Raw genomic sequence first — 15,268 nt, 5'->3', positions numbered from 1 at the left:
GCGACCCTGTCGTATGATGATCATGAACAACCGGACGTTTCACGTGAAACACAGCACGCCCGGAGTCCATCAGGCGACGGCCCCTCCGGCCGCCACCCCCGCACCCGCGGGCTCCTCGTCGCCCTCGTCGCCGGCCCCCCCGGCCCGCGGGCCACGGCCGGCTCCACCACCCCGCAGACCTGGCCCGCCGGATCGGGAGCCCGTGTCGCTCGCGGGATCGGAACCCGCACCCTTGGCCTCCGCGGCGATCCTGGCCTCCTGCTCCTCACGCTCCGCCTTCTCGCGGGCCTGGGCCGCCAGATCCACCCGGCCCTCCGGCTTGATGTGGGCGATGACACCGGGGTGAGCGATCGACGGCAGGATGTGGCGCCACATCTCGGCCACCTGCTCGCGCAGATCGGCCCGGCCCGAGTCGGCCTCCGAGACCAGCTGAATACCGGTGAACGAAGCGACGATGATTTTGGCTGACACCATCGGGTCGATCTGCGGGAACACCTCGCCGCGCTCCTGGCCCAGCTCCAGCATCCGGGCCGTCGCGTCGATCCAGTCGCTCCATGGATGCGGCCCGCCGAGGAAGACTCCCTCGATGGAGAGCCTGGTACCGGCCCTGGCCATCGAGTTGTGGCGCAGAGCGAAAGCGAACTGCTGGCCACCGTCCACCAGGGACTGAAGCGGCGATCCCTCCTGCTCGAACTCGACCGTGGAGGTCTGCTCGTCCATGATCGCCTGCGCGATGGCCTCCTTGGAGGCGAAGTGGAAGTACAAGGCCCCCTTGGTGACCTTGGCGCGGCGGAGAATCTCCGAGATGGCGGCACGCTCGTAGCCGTAGTCGTCGAAGACACTCGCCGCGGCATCCACGATCGACCGCCACGTCTGGACTGCGCGAGCCTGCTTCGCCATTTCCTGCCTCCGGGACGTTCTGTGCGCTCAGCCCTTCACCGCCGAGTCGCCGTCGATCCAACCTCTGCGGCCAGCGTATGCAAGTGCGCCGTTGCACCGGCCATCGGTCTGTCCGGAAACCGTGCCCACACCTGATGGATCACCGCCCGCGGACACCCGCTGCCGCCTCCTCCTCACCCGCCTGTCCGTACCCCGCCCGCTCGCCGAAAACACGGCCCGGCGAGAACGTGGTGAAGGAGGAACACCACGGATATCAGGGTTCGGGCCACGGAACAACGAAGAACCCCCGCTCCGGATCTCTTCGAAGCGGGGGTTCTGCCGAACCAAACCCGACAGTCGCGAGCGACTGAGAATATGCGAGGGAACTCAGCTGTCCGCATACGGCTGAGCTTTCTCAGGCTACACGGAAGCGACCCGCCGCCCGGATCGACCTGCCTCAGCGGTGACGCTCGGGCAGGCCAGGGCCTGGAGAATCCGGCGGGTGCTCCGGACGGCCGCACGGGGGTGCGGCCCCAGCGGTAGCAGATTGCCCAGCGAGACCCGCGCCGACGGTGGGAAGAGAAATGAGGAGAGAGGCGAGGGGGAGGGGAAGCAGAGGCGGCAGCCGCTTCCGCGAGGAAGCGGTCAGCGGGAGGGACGTGTACGCGGAGGACCGGGGAGGACCGCAGCGGACCGCGGGGGACCGGCGCAGAGGTCGGGCCCCGGGACCGAGGGGTGGGCCCCGACGCGCAGGACGACCGAAATACGCCGCTGCCGCCGACGGCGACCAACGAGAATCGTTCGCGTCCCTGCGCACGCGTGGTCACGACCTGCGACACTCGTCGCGCGGCAGGCCGCCCCGGTGTCTCTCACCCCCGGCTACCCCCAGGGCGTGTTCCGGTCAGCCGACGGCCTCGCCGAGCAGCATGTACTCCAGCCGGTGGTCCTGCGTCTCGCGCGACCACTACTGGTCGGCCGCCTGCATCCGCTCCTCGATGCCGGTGTCCACACCGCTCGTCGCGTTCCGGTTACGCGCCGCGGGTGAGGACCGGCCCGAGGACGTCCCTGGCGAGGGCGAACCCCGCCAGCGCACGCTCCATCTGTTCGTCGGTCTGCACGGCCGTGCCGCTGCTGCGCAGCCGCGGGGAGGCGGCCGGGGGCAGTACCGCGTTGACGTAGACACCCGCGTCCATCAGCCGTCGCCGGCCGATCAGGGTGTGCGGTCCGTCCTGGGTGTCCAGGGACGCCACGGGGGTGCCGGGAGTACCACGCCGCCGATGGAGCCGAAGGCCTTGGAGAAGGTGCAGTACGGCACCGCCGCGGCCCGCACCTCAGCCGACCAGTTCCCGGTAGGCCCTGCGCAGCACTTCGGTGAAGCCGTCCGGATCGGTCAGGGCCAGCAGGTGGGAGCCCGGCAGATGCTCGAGCCGGGCCCGCGGGTCGGCCGTTCGGGCAGCGGCCAGGAACGCGTTCTCGTCGGAGCGGAACAGCCAGTCGCTCCGCCCGTTGGAAATCAGCAGTGGCAGGGTCAGCTTCCCGGCCATCGCCAGGTAGTCGTGCCGGGGCACGTCCTGGGCCGCGTCGAAGAAGCCGGGCATCGACAGCCCGCCGGCGATCGCCGCCTCGGCGCTCTCCGCCGGCAGCGCCTTGCGCAGCGCCGCGGCACCGATCCGGTCCGCCCACTCCTTCCCCGCCCACCGGCCCAGACGCCCAGCCGCCCGGTACAGGACGACCGCGGCGCCGCGCGGTTGGGCGGTGCAGTTGTTCAGCAGCAACCCGCCGAGAGTCCGGGGGTGTTGGGCGGCGTACGCGAGTGAGGGGAAGCCACCGAGAGACATCCCCGCGAGAACGACGGGCCGACCGCCCGACGCCGCGTGCGCGACCGCGGCACCGATCTGGTCGACCGCGCCGGCCAGAGTGAAGCGCCGTTCGCTCAGGGAGCCGTGCCCCGGCAGGTCGCAGGCGACGATCCGGTAGCCCGGCCCGATACGGCGGGCGTGCGGCCGCCACATGCTGGCGGAGAGCCGGATTCCGTGTACCAGGACCAGAGGTTTTCCGTCCTCTTCCCCGGAAGTCCAAATTCCGCGACCTTCGACCGACCCGAGTTCACGTAATTCTCCGGAACCGAGTCTCGCACCCTCTCCTCCCTTGCCTTTCAATCCATCTTCACGACGGTCACCGCCAGGCTCTTCCATGGCCCACCATCCCCAATTGTCTAATTCCCTGCGATTACCGGTACGACACGGATGAATTTCTCGACAGCTATCACACCGCACTCTACTCTGAACGAGTCGCCTCGTTCTACACCTCCCCCAGCTGCGACGTTACCGGCAGCGAGACCTCGGGGGATGAGATGACCAAGATCATCACCATGTTCCTCGACGTCGTGAGCGACCTTGTCGGATCTGCCGGGCGCTGTGGAACTCCTGGGACCTCCGGTAACCCCCACCCCACCACCTTCCACGCATCTCCCAGCACCTCGCGCGACCGTTCTCACCCACTCGAAAAAGCTGGAATGCCGTGACGCCAAAAATCTTCACGTCGCATGCAGAAGAAACCTACGAAGACGTCGAACTCCGGGCACTGGGCGTCGCGGCGGAACTTCACCGACGCGGCCTGGTCACCGGGGCCGGGTCACGTTCGAAGCGGCCGACTCGGCCGGCTACGTCACCGTGCTGCTCGCACTCACGCCCGCCGGCGCCTCGATCGTGCTCCTCGACCACCAGCAGCAGGAGTCGGTGAGTCGGCGCATCGCCGGCCGGTGCCGCTCCCGCCTGGAAATCACCGACGCCGCGACCACGGGCTCCGCCGGCACGCGGGAACTCGGCAGCGTCACCATCGAGGAGCTGACCGCAGCGGCGGAGATCGCCGCGACCACCGAAGAGGCTCTGTCCTTCACCGCCTGGCGCGCACTGCCGGACGCCCTGATCACGTGGTCCTCCGGGTCGACCGGAGACCGGAGAGCCCAAGGGCATAGCGAAGTCCGGCGAGGCCATGCTGCGCAACCTGGACCGTTCCATCGAGCGGATGGGACTCCGTCCCGAGGACGCGCTGCTCCCGCTTCTGCCCTGCCCCTCTTCGGCGACATCGGGCCGGAGGCCGGCCCGGCGTTCGCGGAGATCGAGAAGACCATGCGCGACGTCACCGGCGAGATCTTCGACAAGGTACGGTCCACCGGCGTCACGCCGCGGGTCGCCGGTACCGAGATCTCCCAGCAGAAGCTCGCCCTTGCGCTGAGCCATCAGGAGGAATCGCCCGCGCCCACGCCCCGCTGACTTCCGGGCGGGCGGGCGGTCGACGGTCTTTCGTCCCGGTCGTTCGTCCGGTCGTTCGTACCGGTCTTCCGTACGGGCGGGCCGAGTGCGGTCGGCCGGCTTCCGTCTGCGGGCGGCCGTACGTCCCGCTGTGCCGACGGTGCTGTCGGTGCTGTCGGCGGCCGCGGTCGCTCCTCCCGAGCGGAACGGCCCCCGTGAGCCGCTTCCACCGCCGGGTCCCGCGGGCGGGCCCCTCCGTCAGGAGAGGCCCGCCCGCCGTGCGTCGCCGTCCGTCACCTCGGCCGGCCTGCGCGGCGGGGAGGCGATCGTGGCGTCGACCAGCCGCACCACGTCCTCCTCGGACACCGCATCGGCGCCGAACAGACTCCGGAACAGCATCGTCCCGGCCCACATGTCCAGCACCAGCGAGACGTCGGTGTCCTCGGGCAGCACCCCGCGGGCCACCGCCCGCTCCAGCACCACGGTGGACTGCCGCTTACGGGTCTCCAGGATCTCCACCCGCATCACCTCGCGCAGCGTCTCGTCGTCGAACAGGTCCCCGACCAGCGACGGCAGCACGGCACGCAGCCGCCCCGAGCCGTAGAACCGGAGCATCGCCTCGTTCGCCAGCGTGAGCATCTCCTGCCGACTGTCGCCGAGGTCGTCCGTGGGCACGTCGTGCAGCTGGCTGCGGATCACGTCCAGCACCAGCGCGGCCTTGTTGGGCCAGGACCGATAGAGCGTGGCCTTTCCCACCCCCGCGTCGGCGGCCACGCCGCCCACGGTGAGCTTCGAGTAGCCCAGTTCGGCAAGGTTCTTCCAAGCTGCTTCCAGAATGCGCTCACGAGCGTCCAGATCCCGCCGGTGCACCCCGGTGGAGTCCTCGACCACTCCGAGAGTTCGCTTCTGTCCCATGTCTTTCCTCCTCGTACCCAGGTCAGGTCGGACGGCTCCGCTCATCCACGCGAGTTCGGAACGATACGACTCGTTTAGTCCTGTCTCAAGTTGCGGCGTTCTCGCTGGCCCTGGCCCTGGCGCCGGCTGTTGCGGCAAGGCCCGGCCCAGCACACTGCCGAGGACCGCGATGCCCAGGGCTCCGCCCAGTTCGTACGCGGTCTCGGCGACCGCGGAGGCCGCTCCCCCTACGGGCAGGAACCGGCCACACGGCTGGCCCGGTGGTTCGCCGGACCGGCCGTGGACGCCGAACCGCCGCGGGTTCAGGCCCGCCCGGAGGCCCGCCGGACGAAACGCTTCAGCAGGGCGGGGCCCCGGGAGGCGATGGCCGCCGCCCCGGTGGTGCGGCGCGGTCTGCGCACCAGTTCCCCGCGGCAGTTGGGGCACCCGTCGGCGAAGCCCTCCCGGCAGGACGGGCACCAGGTGCACTCGTAACTGCAGATGTACGCCTCGGCGGCGGGGCCTGTCGCGGACGAGCACTTCATGCGCTGGGGACGCATCCTCAGCATGGTCCAACCACCCTCACCCTTCGTCCCGCCCGCGCACCGGCGCACCGGCGCACCGGCAGACGTTGCGATCCGTAGAAAATCCTTCCGATCAGGAACTGAATGCGGGACGGACACGAAAGGGCGGCTCCGCACGAACGGCCACGCGGGCGCCTCCCCCGCACTCTCGCGCCCCGGCCTCGTCATCAAAGGCCGGTCCGCTTCCTGATCAGGCTCTCCAGCCCCGGGACGTCCCGGAGCCCTCTCGCGTACGTCTGGATGGCCAGCGGCGCCTTGAACAGGCGGCGGGCCACAACCTGCGGCACGGCGAACTCCCGCAGCCCGTCGGCGCCGTGGATGCGCCCGGAGCCGGACTTCCCGCGCCCGCCGAAAGGCAGCGCGCCCACGGCCGGGAAGGGCGACCACCGGGGCGACCTTGCCGACGCCCGCCCGCCCGGCACAGCGCGGCACCGGTCTCGCCCCGGCCGACGGCGAGTTGCAGCACCGGTGGGCCGGAAACCGCCTCGGCAAAGGTGTCAACCAGCCATTTCCCGCAGGCGGGGGTGGACTCGCCGGGCCTGAACACCACGGTGTTCCCCGCGGCCAGTCGACCACGGCGTCCGCCCGGACCTTGCCGTTCTCCCGCTGGAGCAGATCGATCACCTCGTCGAGGCGACGCGCCACAACTCGCCCGTCGGCGCATGGGGCGGCCCCTCGGGGCGGCGCTTCGGGGGCGGGCCGGGGGCCGCCCGTGGGGCCTGACATGGACTCCCCCTGATCTGCGACCGGACATGTCCGGCACCAGGTATCCATGCGTTGACCAGTTCATCCCAACCCTACAGAGGAACGAAACGACTCGTCCTGCAAAGTCCCTACGAGCTACCCCGGCCAAGGGGGCTGTCCGGCGCCCAGCCGATCCGCACCGGCGCCCAAGCCGGTGAACAGGCCGGTGAACAAGCCGGTGACCAGGTCGGCGCCCAAGCCGGTGATCTGTGAACAGGCCGGATACAGCGAAAAGGTCGACCCCGTGATCACGGGGCCGACCTCTTCTTCGGTACTGCCGGGCACTTTCGTGCCCTCGTTGTGCGCGAGGGGGGATTTGAACCCCCACGTCCCTAAGGACACTGGCACCTGAAGCCAGCGCGTCTGCCGTTCCGCCACTCGCGCATAAGTGGTGTTCCAGACCCTCTCACCGTGTGGTGCGAGCTCCTGGCGACATCCGGAAGATTAGCACGGTGAACAGGGTGGAATCACATCCGTTGTTTCGTCGCCTCCGGCAGGGGAAGCGGGGAACCCGGAACCATCTCCCCCACTCCTCCAGAGTGCGTCCCGGGTGCGGGACACTGTGAGGAGGGCACCTCTACGATCCGTGTGAGGGGTGACACTCATCCACAGGCCAGACAAGGGGAACCAGCCGATTTCCCGACGCGTGGATACGATCAGTAAGCAGTACAGGGACGATGACAACGGAGGAGGTGCCCCATGGGGGTCATGAAGCGTTTCGAGCAGCGCCTCGAGGGGATGGTCAACGGCACCTTCGCCAAGGTCTTCAAGTCCGAGGTGCAGCCCGTCGAGATCGCCGGCGCCCTCCAGCGGGAGTGCGACAACAACGCGACGATCTGGAACCGTGAGCGGACCGTCGTCCCCAACGACTTCATCGTCGAGCTCAGCACACCCGACTACGAGCGGCTCAGCCCGTACTCCGGTCAACTGGGCGACGAGCTCTCCGGCCTGGTGCGCGACTACGCCAAGCAGCAGCGCTACACCTTCATGGGGCCGATCAAGGTCCACCTGGAGAAGGCCGACGACCTCGACACCGGGCTCTACCGGGTCCGCAGCCGCACCCTGGCATCGAGTTCGTCACAGCAGGACCCGGCGGCCCAGCCCCAGCAGCCCGCGGCCGGGCGGCCCGCCGCCCCGCAGGCTCCCGGCGGCTACGGCTACCCCCCGAGCGCCGCTCCGCCGATGCCCGCGGCCCCGCCGCCCGGCGCCGGACGGACCTCGGCCCCCACGAACGACCGGCGCCCGCCGGCCGCGTCCGGCCCCCTGCCGGACGCCCGGACACGGCGCTGGATCGAGATCAACGGCACCCGCCATCAGATCTCCCGCCCGACGTTGGTGATGGGACGATCCACCGACGCCGACGTGCGGATCGACGACCCCGGCGTATCGCGCCGGCACTGTGAGATCCGGACCGGAACGCCCTCGACGATCCAGGATCTCGGGTCTACCAACGGCATCGTGGTAGACGGGCAGCACACCACCCGCGCTACGCTCCGCGACGGCTCGCGGATCGTCGTGGGCAGCACCACCATCGTTTACCGGCAAGCCGAAGGGTGAAGCGGGGGCAATGTCAGAGCTGACCCTGACGGTCATGCGGCTAGGTTTCCTGGCTGTTCTGTGGCTGTTCGTCATCGTGGCCGTACAGGTCATCCGCAGCGACCTGTTCGGAACGCGCGTCACGCAGCGCGGCTCACGCCGCACTGCCGCCGACGCGCGCCCCCAACAGGGCCGCCAACAACAACAAGCGGCGCCGCCCCAGCAGCGCCAGCAGCCCGGGCGGCAGCGCCGCGGGGCACCCACCAAACTGGTCGTGTCCGAAGGCACGCTCACGGGCACGACGGTCGCGCTCCAGGGGCAGACCATCACCCTGGGCCGGGCCCACGATTCAACGATCGTGCTGGACGACGACTACGCGTCCAGCAGGCATGCCAGGATCTACCCGGACCGTGACGGTCAGTGGATCGTCGAGGATCTCGGGTCCACCAACGGCACGTATCTGGAACGGACCCGGCTCACCACCCCGACACCAGTTCCGCTGGGCGCGCCGATCCGTATCGGCAAGACCGTCATCGAGCTGCGGAAGTAGTACGACAATGAGCGAGCGGAGCGAGCGAGCCGCGGCGGTCCCGACGGCGGACGCTGCCCGGTTCCCGACCGGAGGGTGGGCAGTGTGGCTCGAGACAGGCTGTACCCCGAGCCGACGGGCGAGGTGCGCATGAGTCTGTCGCTGCGCTTCGCCGCCGGGTCGCACAAGGGCATGATCCGGGAGGGCAACGAGGACTCCGGCTACGCCGGTCCCCGGCTCCTCGCCATCGCCGACGGCATGGGCGGTCAGGCGGCCGGAGAGGTCGCCAGCTCCGAGGTGATCTCCACGCTCGTCCCGCTCGACGACGACGTACCGGGATCCGACCTCCTGACCTCGCTCGGCACGGCCGTCCAGCAGGCCAACGACCAGTTGCGCGTCATGGTCGAGGAGGACCCCCAGCTGGAGGGCATGGGCACCACGCTCACCGCCCTGCTCTGGACCGGTCAGCGCCTCGGCCTGGTGCACGTCGGCGACTCCCGCGCGTATCTGCTGCGGGACGGCGTCCTGACGCAGATCACCCAGGACCACACCTGGGTGCAACGCCTCGTCGACGAGGGCCGGATCACCGAGGAAGAGGCCACCACCCACCCACAGCGCTCCCTGCTGATGCGGGCGCTGGGCAGCGGCGACCATGTCGAACCGGACCTCTCCATCCGCGAGGTCCGCGCCGGCGACCGCTATCTGATCTGCTCGGACGGCCTCTCCGGCGTCGTCTCGCACCAGACGATGGAAGAGACCCTCGCCAGCTATCAGGGCCCGCAGGAGACCATCCAGGAGCTGATCCAGCTCGCTCTGCGCGGCGGCGGCCCGGACAACATCACCTGCATCGTGGCCGACGTCCTGGACGTCGACAGCAACGACACCCTGGCCGGGCAGCTCAACGACACCCCGGTCGTCGTCGGCGCGGTCGCGGAGAACCAGGCCCAGCTCGGCGACGGCGGGGCCATGCAGACGCCCGCCGGCCGCGCCGCCGGCCTCGGCCGCCCCGTGCCCCCGCCCGCCGGCGGCTTCGGCCCGCCCGGCAGCGGCGACGTCGGCTACGGGGGCATGCCGGACGGCTCCTACGACGCCTACACGGACGAGGACTTCGTCAAGCCGGGCGGCGGCCGCAAGTGGCTGAAGCGTTCCGTCTACATCGTGCTGGCCCTGGCCGTGATCGGCGGCGGTCTGTACGGCGGCTACCGCTGGACGCAGACGCAGTACTACGTCGGCGCCAAGGACGAGAACGTCGCACTGTTCCAGGGCATCAGCCAGGACCTCGCCTGGGTCTCGCTCTCGAAGGTCGCGAAGAACCACCCCGAGATCGAGCTCAAGTACCTGCCGCCGTACCAGCGCAAGCAGGTGGAGGCGACGATCGCCGAGGGCAACATCACCGACGCCCGCGAGAAGGTCGACGAGCTCGCCGCCCAGGCCTCCGCCTGCAAGAAGGACGCGCAGCGCCGCGCGGCCGACGCCGAGAACCGGGCCCGTACGGACGAGGGCGAGGCCGGCGGCACCGCCGGAGCCCCCGCCACCAGGACTTCCGCCACGTCCTCCGCCAAGGGGACCAAGCCGACCACCGCTCCCACTCCCGGCCCCAGCCTCTCGGAGGAAGAGAAGAAGCTGGTACCGCAGTGCGGTAAGCAGTAAGCCGTAGGGGGCCTTCAGCACCATGAGCGTTGTCACCAACACGACCACCATCGGCGCGATCGACGCACCGAGCCGCCGCAACACCGAGCTGGCACTCGTCGTCTTCGCCGTCGCCATCTCGGTGTTCGCCTACGCCAACGTGGGCCTCGCCCTCAACGGCGAACTGCCCACCGGCATGCTCGGCTACGGAGCGGGGCTCGCCCTGCTCGGCGGCGTCGCCCACCTCGTGGTGCGCCGATTCGCCAAGTACGCCGATCCGCTGCTGCTGCCCCTGGCCACCCTGCTGAACGGCCTGGGCCTGGCACTGATCTGGCGCCTCGACCAGTCGGAGCGGCTGCTCGCCCACCCCAGCTTCGCGCCCGCCGCCTCCAAGCAGCTGATCTTCTCGGCGATGGGCGTGGCCCTGTTCATCGGTGTGCTGCTCCTGCTCAAGGACCACCGCATCCTCCAGCGCTACACCTACATCTCCATGGTGGTCGCGCTCATCCTGCTGATCCTGCCGATGTTCTTCCCGCCCCAGTTCGGCGCGAGGATCTGGATCACCATCCCCGGCATCGGCTCCATCCAGCCCGGCGAGTTCGCGAAGATCGTCATCACGATCTTCTTCTCCGGCTACCTGATGGTGAAGCGCGACGCCCTGGCCCTCGCCAGCCGCCGGTTCATGGGCATGTACCTGCCCCGCGGGAGGGACCTCGGTCCGATCCTCGCCATCTGGGCGATGTCGATCCTGATCCTCGTCTTCGAGACCGACCTCGGCACCTCGCTCCTCTTCTTCGGCATGTTCGTCGTCATGCTCTACGTGGCGACCGAGCGCACCAGCTGGATCGTCTTCGGCCTCACCATGTCGGCCGCGGGCGCGGTCGGCGTGGCCTCCTTCGAGAAGCACGTGCAGGACCGGGTCACCGCCTGGCTCGACCCCTTCGCCGGCTGGGGCACCCATGCCGCCAGTGAGCAGATGGCCCAGGTACTGATGGCCTTCGGCTCCGGCGGCACGCTCGGGACCGGTCTCGGCCAGGGCAACTCCGACCTCATCCTCTTCGCCGCCAACACCGACTTCATCCTCGCCACCGTGGGCGAGGAGCTCGGGCTCGCCGGAATGATGGCGTTCCTCCTGCTGTACGGGCTGATCGTCGAGCGCGGTGTGCGCACCGCGCTCGCCGCCCGCGACCCGTTCGGCAAGCTGCTGGCCATCGGGCTCTCCGGAGCCTTCGCCATCCAGGTCTTCGTCGTCGCCGGCGGTGTCATGGGCCTCATCCCGCTCACCGGTATGACGATGCCGTTCCTCGCGGCCGGCGGGTCGTCGGTCATCGCCAACTGGGCCCTGATCGGCATTCTGATCCGCATCAGCGACACCGCCCGCCGTCCCGCCCCGGCACCCGCACCCTCCACCGACGCCGAGATGACGCAGGTGGTCCGCCCGTGAACAAGCCCCTGCGCCGGGTGGCGGTCTTCTGCGGTCTCCTGATGCTCGCCCTGCTCATCCGGGACAACTGGCTCCAGTACGTCCGCGCCGACGAGCTGACCAGCCACAAGTACAACCGCCGTGTCGAGATCGAGCGGTACGCCCACGAGCGCGGCGACATCATCGTCGACGGCAAGGCGATCACCGGCTCCGCCGAGACCGAGGACGGCGACTTCAGGTACAAGCGGGTCTGGAAGGACGGCCCCCTGTGGGCCCCCGTGACCGGCTACTCCTCGCAGGCCTTCGACTCCTCGCAGCTGGAGAACCTGGAAGACGGCATCCTCACCGGCAACGACGACCAGCTGTTCTTCGACCGGACGCTGTCGATGTTCACCGGCGACAAGAAGCGCGGCGGCAACGTCGTCACCACACTGAACGGCGACGCCCAGAAGGCCGCCTTCAAGGGGCTCGGCGAGAAGAAGGGCGCTGTGGTCGCCCTCGACCCGAAGAGCGGCGCCATCCTCGCCCTCGCCAGCACCCCGTCCTACGACCCCTCGGTCTTCGCCGGTAACTCGCTCAAGGACTCGGACAACCGGCAGAAGCTCCTGAAGGACGAGGACAAGCCGATGCTCAACCGGGCCTTGCGCGAGACCTACCCCCCGGGCTCCACCTTCAAGGTCGTCACCGCCGCCGCCGCCCTGGAGAACGGGCTCTACGACGACATCGACGCCAAGACGGACTCCCCGCTGCCCTGGACGCTGCCGCAGTCCACCACGCAGCTCCGGAACGAGGGCGACATCCCCTGCGAGAACGCCACGCTGCGTGAGGCCCTGCGGGTGTCGTGCAACACCGTCTTCGGGAAGATGAGCGACGACCTCGGCAACAAGAAGATGATCGAGCAGACGGACAAGTTCGGCTTCAACAAGGAAGTCTTCACGCCCGTCCGCGCCGACGCGAGCATCTACCCCGAGGACAACAGGCCGCAGAACGCGATGGCCGGCATCGGCCAGGCGTCCAACCGCACCACCCCGCTCCAGATGGCCATGGTGGCCTCCGCGATCGCCAACGACGGCAAGCTGATGCAGCCGTACATGGTCGCCGAGCGGCAGGCGCCCAACCTGGACCCGGTCTACACCCACGAGCCCGAAGAGCTCAGCCGCGCGCTCTCGGGTGAGAACGCCCAGAAGGTCCAGCAGATGATGGAGACCGTCGTCAAGGACGGCACGGGAACCAACGCGCGGATCCCCGGCGTCACAGTGGGCGGCAAGACCGGAACGGCACAGCACGGTCTGAACAACAGCGAGAAGCCGTACGCCTGGTTCATCTCGTACGCGAAGACCGACAGCGGCTCACCGGTCGCCGTCGCCGTCGTGGTCGAGGACGGCAACGCCAACCGGGACGACATCTCCGGCGGCGGGCTGGCCGCCCCCATCGCGCGCGACGTGATGAAAGCGGTCATCGACAGCAGGAAGTGAGACCTGTCACGGCGGCCGCCCGTCATACCGGACATCGGATACCGGTCGGATATCGGCTGCCGGGTGCGGGCTGATCACGTCACCCGTGCCCGGTAGCGTATGCGCGAACAGCGCACCGCCGCGGACCACACACGGGTGCGGTCGGGACTGACGGAGAGGGCTGGAACAGATGGAAGAGCCGCGTCGCCTCGGCGGCCGGTACGAGCTGGGCTCGGTGCTCGGCCGTGGTGGCATGGCCGAGGTCTACCTCGCGCACGACACCCGGCTCGGCCGCACCGTAGCTGTGAAGACGCTCCGGGCCGATCTGGCCCGCGACCCGTCCTTCCAGGCCCGGTTCCGCCGAGAGGCCCAGTCGGCCGCCTCGCTCAACCACCCCGCGATCGTCGCCGTGTACGACACCGGCGAGGACTACGTCGACGGGGTCTCCATCCCGTACATCGTGATGGAGTATGTCGACGGGTCGACGCTGAGGGAACTCCTGCACTCCGGTCGCAGACTGCTCCCCGAGCGCACGCTGGAGATGACGGTCGGGATCCTCCAGGCCCTGGAGTACTCGCACCGCGCCCAGATCGTCCACCGCGACATCAAACCGGCGAACGTCATGCTGACGCGCACCGGCCAGGTCAAGGTCATGGACTTCGGCATCGCCCGCGCCATGGGCGACTCCGGGATGACGATGACGCAGACCGCCGCGGTCATCGGCACCGCCCAGTACCTCTCCCCGGAGCAGGCCAAGGGCGAGCAGGTCGACGCGCGCTCCGACCTGTACTCCACCGGCTGCCTGCTGTACGAGCTGCTCGCCGTGCGGCCCCCGTTCGTCGGGGACTCGCCCGTCGCGGTGGCCTACCAGCACGTCCGGGAGGAGCCGCAGCCGCCGAGCAACTTCGACCCCGAGATCACGCCCGAGATGGACGCGATCGTGTTGAAGGCGCTCACCAAGGACCCGGACTACCGCTACCAGTCCGCCGACGAGATGCGCGCCGACATCGAGGCCTGCCTCGACGGCCAGCCGGTCGCGGCCACGGCGGCGATGGGCGCCGCGGGGTACGGGGGCTACGACGGTTACCACCCCGACCAGCCCACCGCCGCCCTGCGCCCGGCCGACCCGAACAACGCGCAGACCTCGATGCTGCCCCCGGTCAACCCGGACGACGGCGGTTACGGCTACGACGACCGCCAGGGCCGCCGGCGCCAGCAGAAGAAGAGCAACACCTCGACGATCCTGCTGATCGTCGCGGGCATCCTGGTGCTGATCGGCGCGATCCTGATCGGCCGGGTGGTCTTCTCCCCGACCAGCGACGACGGCCAGATCAACGCCCCGAACCTGGTGGGCTCCACGGTGCAGGAAGCGGAGAAACTCGCGGCCAGAACCGACGTCACCGTGAAGGTCGGCGCCGAGGAGCCGTGCGAGGAGCAGGAGAAGGGCGAGATCTGCTCGCAGGACCCGGCGGCGGACGCGCTGATGGACAAGGACGGCACCGTCACGGTCGTCGTCTCCGCCGGAGCGCCGAAGATCGAGGTCCCCAACGTCCTGGAGAAGTCCGAGGACGGCGCCCGCGAGGTCCTGGAGGGCAAGGGCTTCACGGTCAACGTCACCACGGAGGAGTCCGAGAAGACCGAGGGCACCGTGATCGAGCAGGACCCCAAGGGCGGCGCGAAGGCCGCGGACGGGGCCGAGATCACCATCACCGTGGCGACCCAGGCGTCTCTCGACCTGCCGGACATGCGGACCCGCACGTACGAGGCTGCGGAGCAGCAGTTGCGGGGCATCGGCTTCACCAACATCTCGCGCACCGACGTGGACTCGGAGAAGCCGGCCGGAGAGGTGATCGAGCAGACGCCGACGGGCCCGAGCAAGCAGGCCAAGGACGCGCAGATCGTCCTGAAGGTCTCCAAGGGCCCGGCGCAGCCGGAGCAGGTCGCGGTCCCCGGTGACATCGGCAACAGGCCGTACCAGGACGTGAAGGCTCAGCTCGAAGGGCTCGGCTTCGTGGTCGCACTCGCCCAGGGTTCGGTCGACAAGCCGAACGCCCGGGTGATCACCAGCAGCCCGGCGCCGACCACTCCGGCGGACAAGGGCAGCACCGTCACCCTCGTGACCATCGAGGGCGGCGGGAACGGCGGAAACGGGAACGGCGGGAACGGCGGGGGCTTCATCGGAGGCCTGGGCGACGACTGACCCACCGCACACCCCGCCCGGCACGGAAAGGGCCCCGGTCACCATGACTTGAGTTCTAGTGGTTGTCGCAACACCCCAGTTCAGGGGATGCGATGGACTTCAAGATCCGGGACCGGTCCGTTATCCAGGGGCGCCGTCCCTT

General features: G+C 69.4%; 13 protein-coding genes, 1 tRNA gene and 1 pseudogene. 7 read left to right on the top strand and 8 right to left on the bottom strand.

The window, feature by feature from the left end; translation table 11 throughout:
• Positions 1-69: 69 nt before the first annotated feature.
• The 3 genes from AB0F29_RS26085 to AB0F29_RS26075 form a co-directional block, all read right to left on the bottom strand.
• Positions 70-900, bottom strand: coding sequence for a ScbR family autoregulator-binding transcription factor (locus AB0F29_RS26085; protein ID WP_361876432.1), 831 nt, complete (start codon positions 898-900; stop codon positions 70-72).
• A gap of 1,007 nt (positions 901-1,907) precedes the next feature.
• The gene (locus AB0F29_RS26080) at positions 1,908-2,129 is read right to left on the bottom strand and encodes a hypothetical protein (RefSeq protein ID WP_361876429.1); all 222 of its coding nucleotides are present in this window, start codon (positions 2,127-2,129) and stop codon (positions 1,908-1,910) included.
• A gap of 81 nt (positions 2,130-2,210) precedes the next feature.
• Positions 2,211-2,921, bottom strand: a complete 711-nt coding sequence (locus tag AB0F29_RS26075) for an alpha/beta fold hydrolase (RefSeq protein ID WP_361876892.1) — start codon at positions 2,919-2,921, stop codon at positions 2,211-2,213.
• 630 nt (positions 2,922-3,551) lie between these two features.
• On the opposite strand from AB0F29_RS26075, the gene AB0F29_RS26070 reads away from it, so the two are divergent.
• Positions 3,552-4,154, top strand: a complete 603-nt coding sequence (locus AB0F29_RS26070; protein ID WP_361876427.1) for a hypothetical protein — start codon at positions 3,552-3,554, stop codon at positions 4,152-4,154.
• Positions 4,155-4,391: 237 nt separating this feature from the next.
• On the opposite strand, the gene AB0F29_RS26065 is transcribed toward AB0F29_RS26070, so the two are convergent.
• The 5 genes and pseudogenes from AB0F29_RS26065 to AB0F29_RS26045 all read right to left on the bottom strand — a co-directional run bounded on the left by AB0F29_RS26065 (position 4,392) and on the right by AB0F29_RS26045 (position 6,739).
• A complete protein-coding gene (locus tag AB0F29_RS26065) occupies positions 4,392-5,048 on the bottom strand; it encodes a TetR/AcrR family transcriptional regulator (RefSeq protein WP_361876424.1) in 657 nt (218 codons plus the stop codon).
• Between the two features lie 302 nt (positions 5,049-5,350).
• On the bottom strand, positions 5,351-5,587 hold the full coding sequence (locus AB0F29_RS26060) for a DUF1272 domain-containing protein (RefSeq protein WP_361876421.1): 237 nt from the start codon (positions 5,585-5,587) through the stop codon (positions 5,351-5,353).
• 191 nt (positions 5,588-5,778) lie between these two features.
• On the bottom strand, positions 5,779-5,979 hold the full coding sequence (locus tag AB0F29_RS26055; protein WP_361876916.1) for a hypothetical protein: 201 nt from the start codon (positions 5,977-5,979) through the stop codon (positions 5,779-5,781).
• A gap of 56 nt (positions 5,980-6,035) precedes the next feature.
• Positions 6,036-6,275, bottom strand: a pseudogene (locus tag AB0F29_RS26050) (aldehyde dehydrogenase family protein); the annotation flags it as partial.
• A gap of 381 nt (positions 6,276-6,656) precedes the next feature.
• Positions 6,657-6,739 (bottom strand) — tRNA-Leu (locus AB0F29_RS26045).
• A 315-nt stretch (positions 6,740-7,054) separates the two neighbouring features.
• On the opposite strand from AB0F29_RS26045, the gene AB0F29_RS26040 reads away from it, so the two are divergent.
• The 6 genes from AB0F29_RS26040 to pknB all read left to right on the top strand — a co-directional run bounded on the left by AB0F29_RS26040 (position 7,055) and on the right by pknB (position 15,126).
• The gene (locus AB0F29_RS26040) at positions 7,055-7,912 is read left to right on the top strand and encodes a DUF3662 and FHA domain-containing protein (protein WP_361876418.1); all 858 of its coding nucleotides are present in this window, start codon (positions 7,055-7,057) and stop codon (positions 7,910-7,912) included.
• A gap of 10 nt (positions 7,913-7,922) precedes the next feature.
• Complete coding sequence (locus tag AB0F29_RS26035) at positions 7,923-8,441, top strand: FHA domain-containing protein (protein WP_003967913.1); 519 nt, start codon at positions 7,923-7,925, stop codon at positions 8,439-8,441.
• Between the two features lie 129 nt (positions 8,442-8,570).
• Positions 8,571-10,070, top strand: a complete 1,500-nt coding sequence (locus tag AB0F29_RS26030) for a PP2C family serine/threonine-protein phosphatase (protein ID WP_361876889.1) — start codon at positions 8,571-8,573, stop codon at positions 10,068-10,070.
• Positions 10,071-10,092: 22 nt separating this feature from the next.
• Positions 10,093-11,493, top strand: coding sequence for an FtsW/RodA/SpoVE family cell cycle protein (locus AB0F29_RS26025; protein ID WP_018957292.1), 1,401 nt, complete (start codon positions 10,093-10,095; stop codon positions 11,491-11,493).
• Positions 11,490-12,947: a penicillin-binding transpeptidase domain-containing protein gene (locus AB0F29_RS26020; protein ID WP_361876414.1), complete on the top strand. Its 1,458-nt coding sequence runs from the start codon at positions 11,490-11,492 to the stop codon at positions 12,945-12,947. The genes AB0F29_RS26025 and AB0F29_RS26020 overlap by 4 nt, the downstream gene beginning before the upstream one ends.
• Positions 12,948-13,116: 169 nt before the next feature.
• Entirely contained in the window at positions 13,117-15,126 is a 2,010-nt protein-coding gene (pknB, locus tag AB0F29_RS26015) for a Stk1 family PASTA domain-containing Ser/Thr kinase (protein ID WP_361876411.1), read from the top strand.
• The last annotated feature ends 142 nt before the right edge of the window (positions 15,127-15,268 follow it).

The organism is Streptomyces sp. NPDC026589, assembly GCF_040638385.1.
Lineage (GTDB): Bacteria > Actinomycetota > Actinomycetes > Streptomycetales > Streptomycetaceae > Streptomyces.
The sequence above is the reverse complement of the archived record's forward strand: the minus strand, read 5'-3'. Positions and strand labels throughout refer to the sequence as shown.

Bases quoted from the DNA above. Each gene is read 5' to 3' on its own strand.
- AB0F29_RS26065 (WP_361876424.1), bottom strand. From the start codon at position 5,048: ATGGGACAGAAGCGAACTCTCGGAGTGGTCGAGGACTCCACCGGGGTG.
- AB0F29_RS26060 (WP_361876421.1), bottom strand. From the start codon at position 5,587: ATGCGTCCCCAGCGCATGAAGTGCTCGTCCGCGACAGGCCCCGCCGCC.
- AB0F29_RS26025 (WP_018957292.1), top strand. From the start codon at position 10,093: ATGAGCGTTGTCACCAACACGACCACCATCGGCGCGATCGACGCACCG.
- AB0F29_RS26040 (WP_361876418.1), top strand. From the start codon at position 7,055: ATGGGGGTCATGAAGCGTTTCGAGCAGCGCCTCGAGGGGATGGTCAAC.
- pknB (WP_361876411.1), top strand. From the start codon at position 13,117: ATGGAAGAGCCGCGTCGCCTCGGCGGCCGGTACGAGCTGGGCTCGGTG.
- AB0F29_RS26085 (WP_361876432.1), bottom strand. From the start codon at position 900: ATGGCGAAGCAGGCTCGCGCAGTCCAGACGTGGCGGTCGATCGTGGAT.
- AB0F29_RS26035 (WP_003967913.1), top strand. From the start codon at position 7,923: ATGTCAGAGCTGACCCTGACGGTCATGCGGCTAGGTTTCCTGGCTGTT.
- AB0F29_RS26030 (WP_361876889.1), top strand. From the start codon at position 8,571: ATGAGTCTGTCGCTGCGCTTCGCCGCCGGGTCGCACAAGGGCATGATC.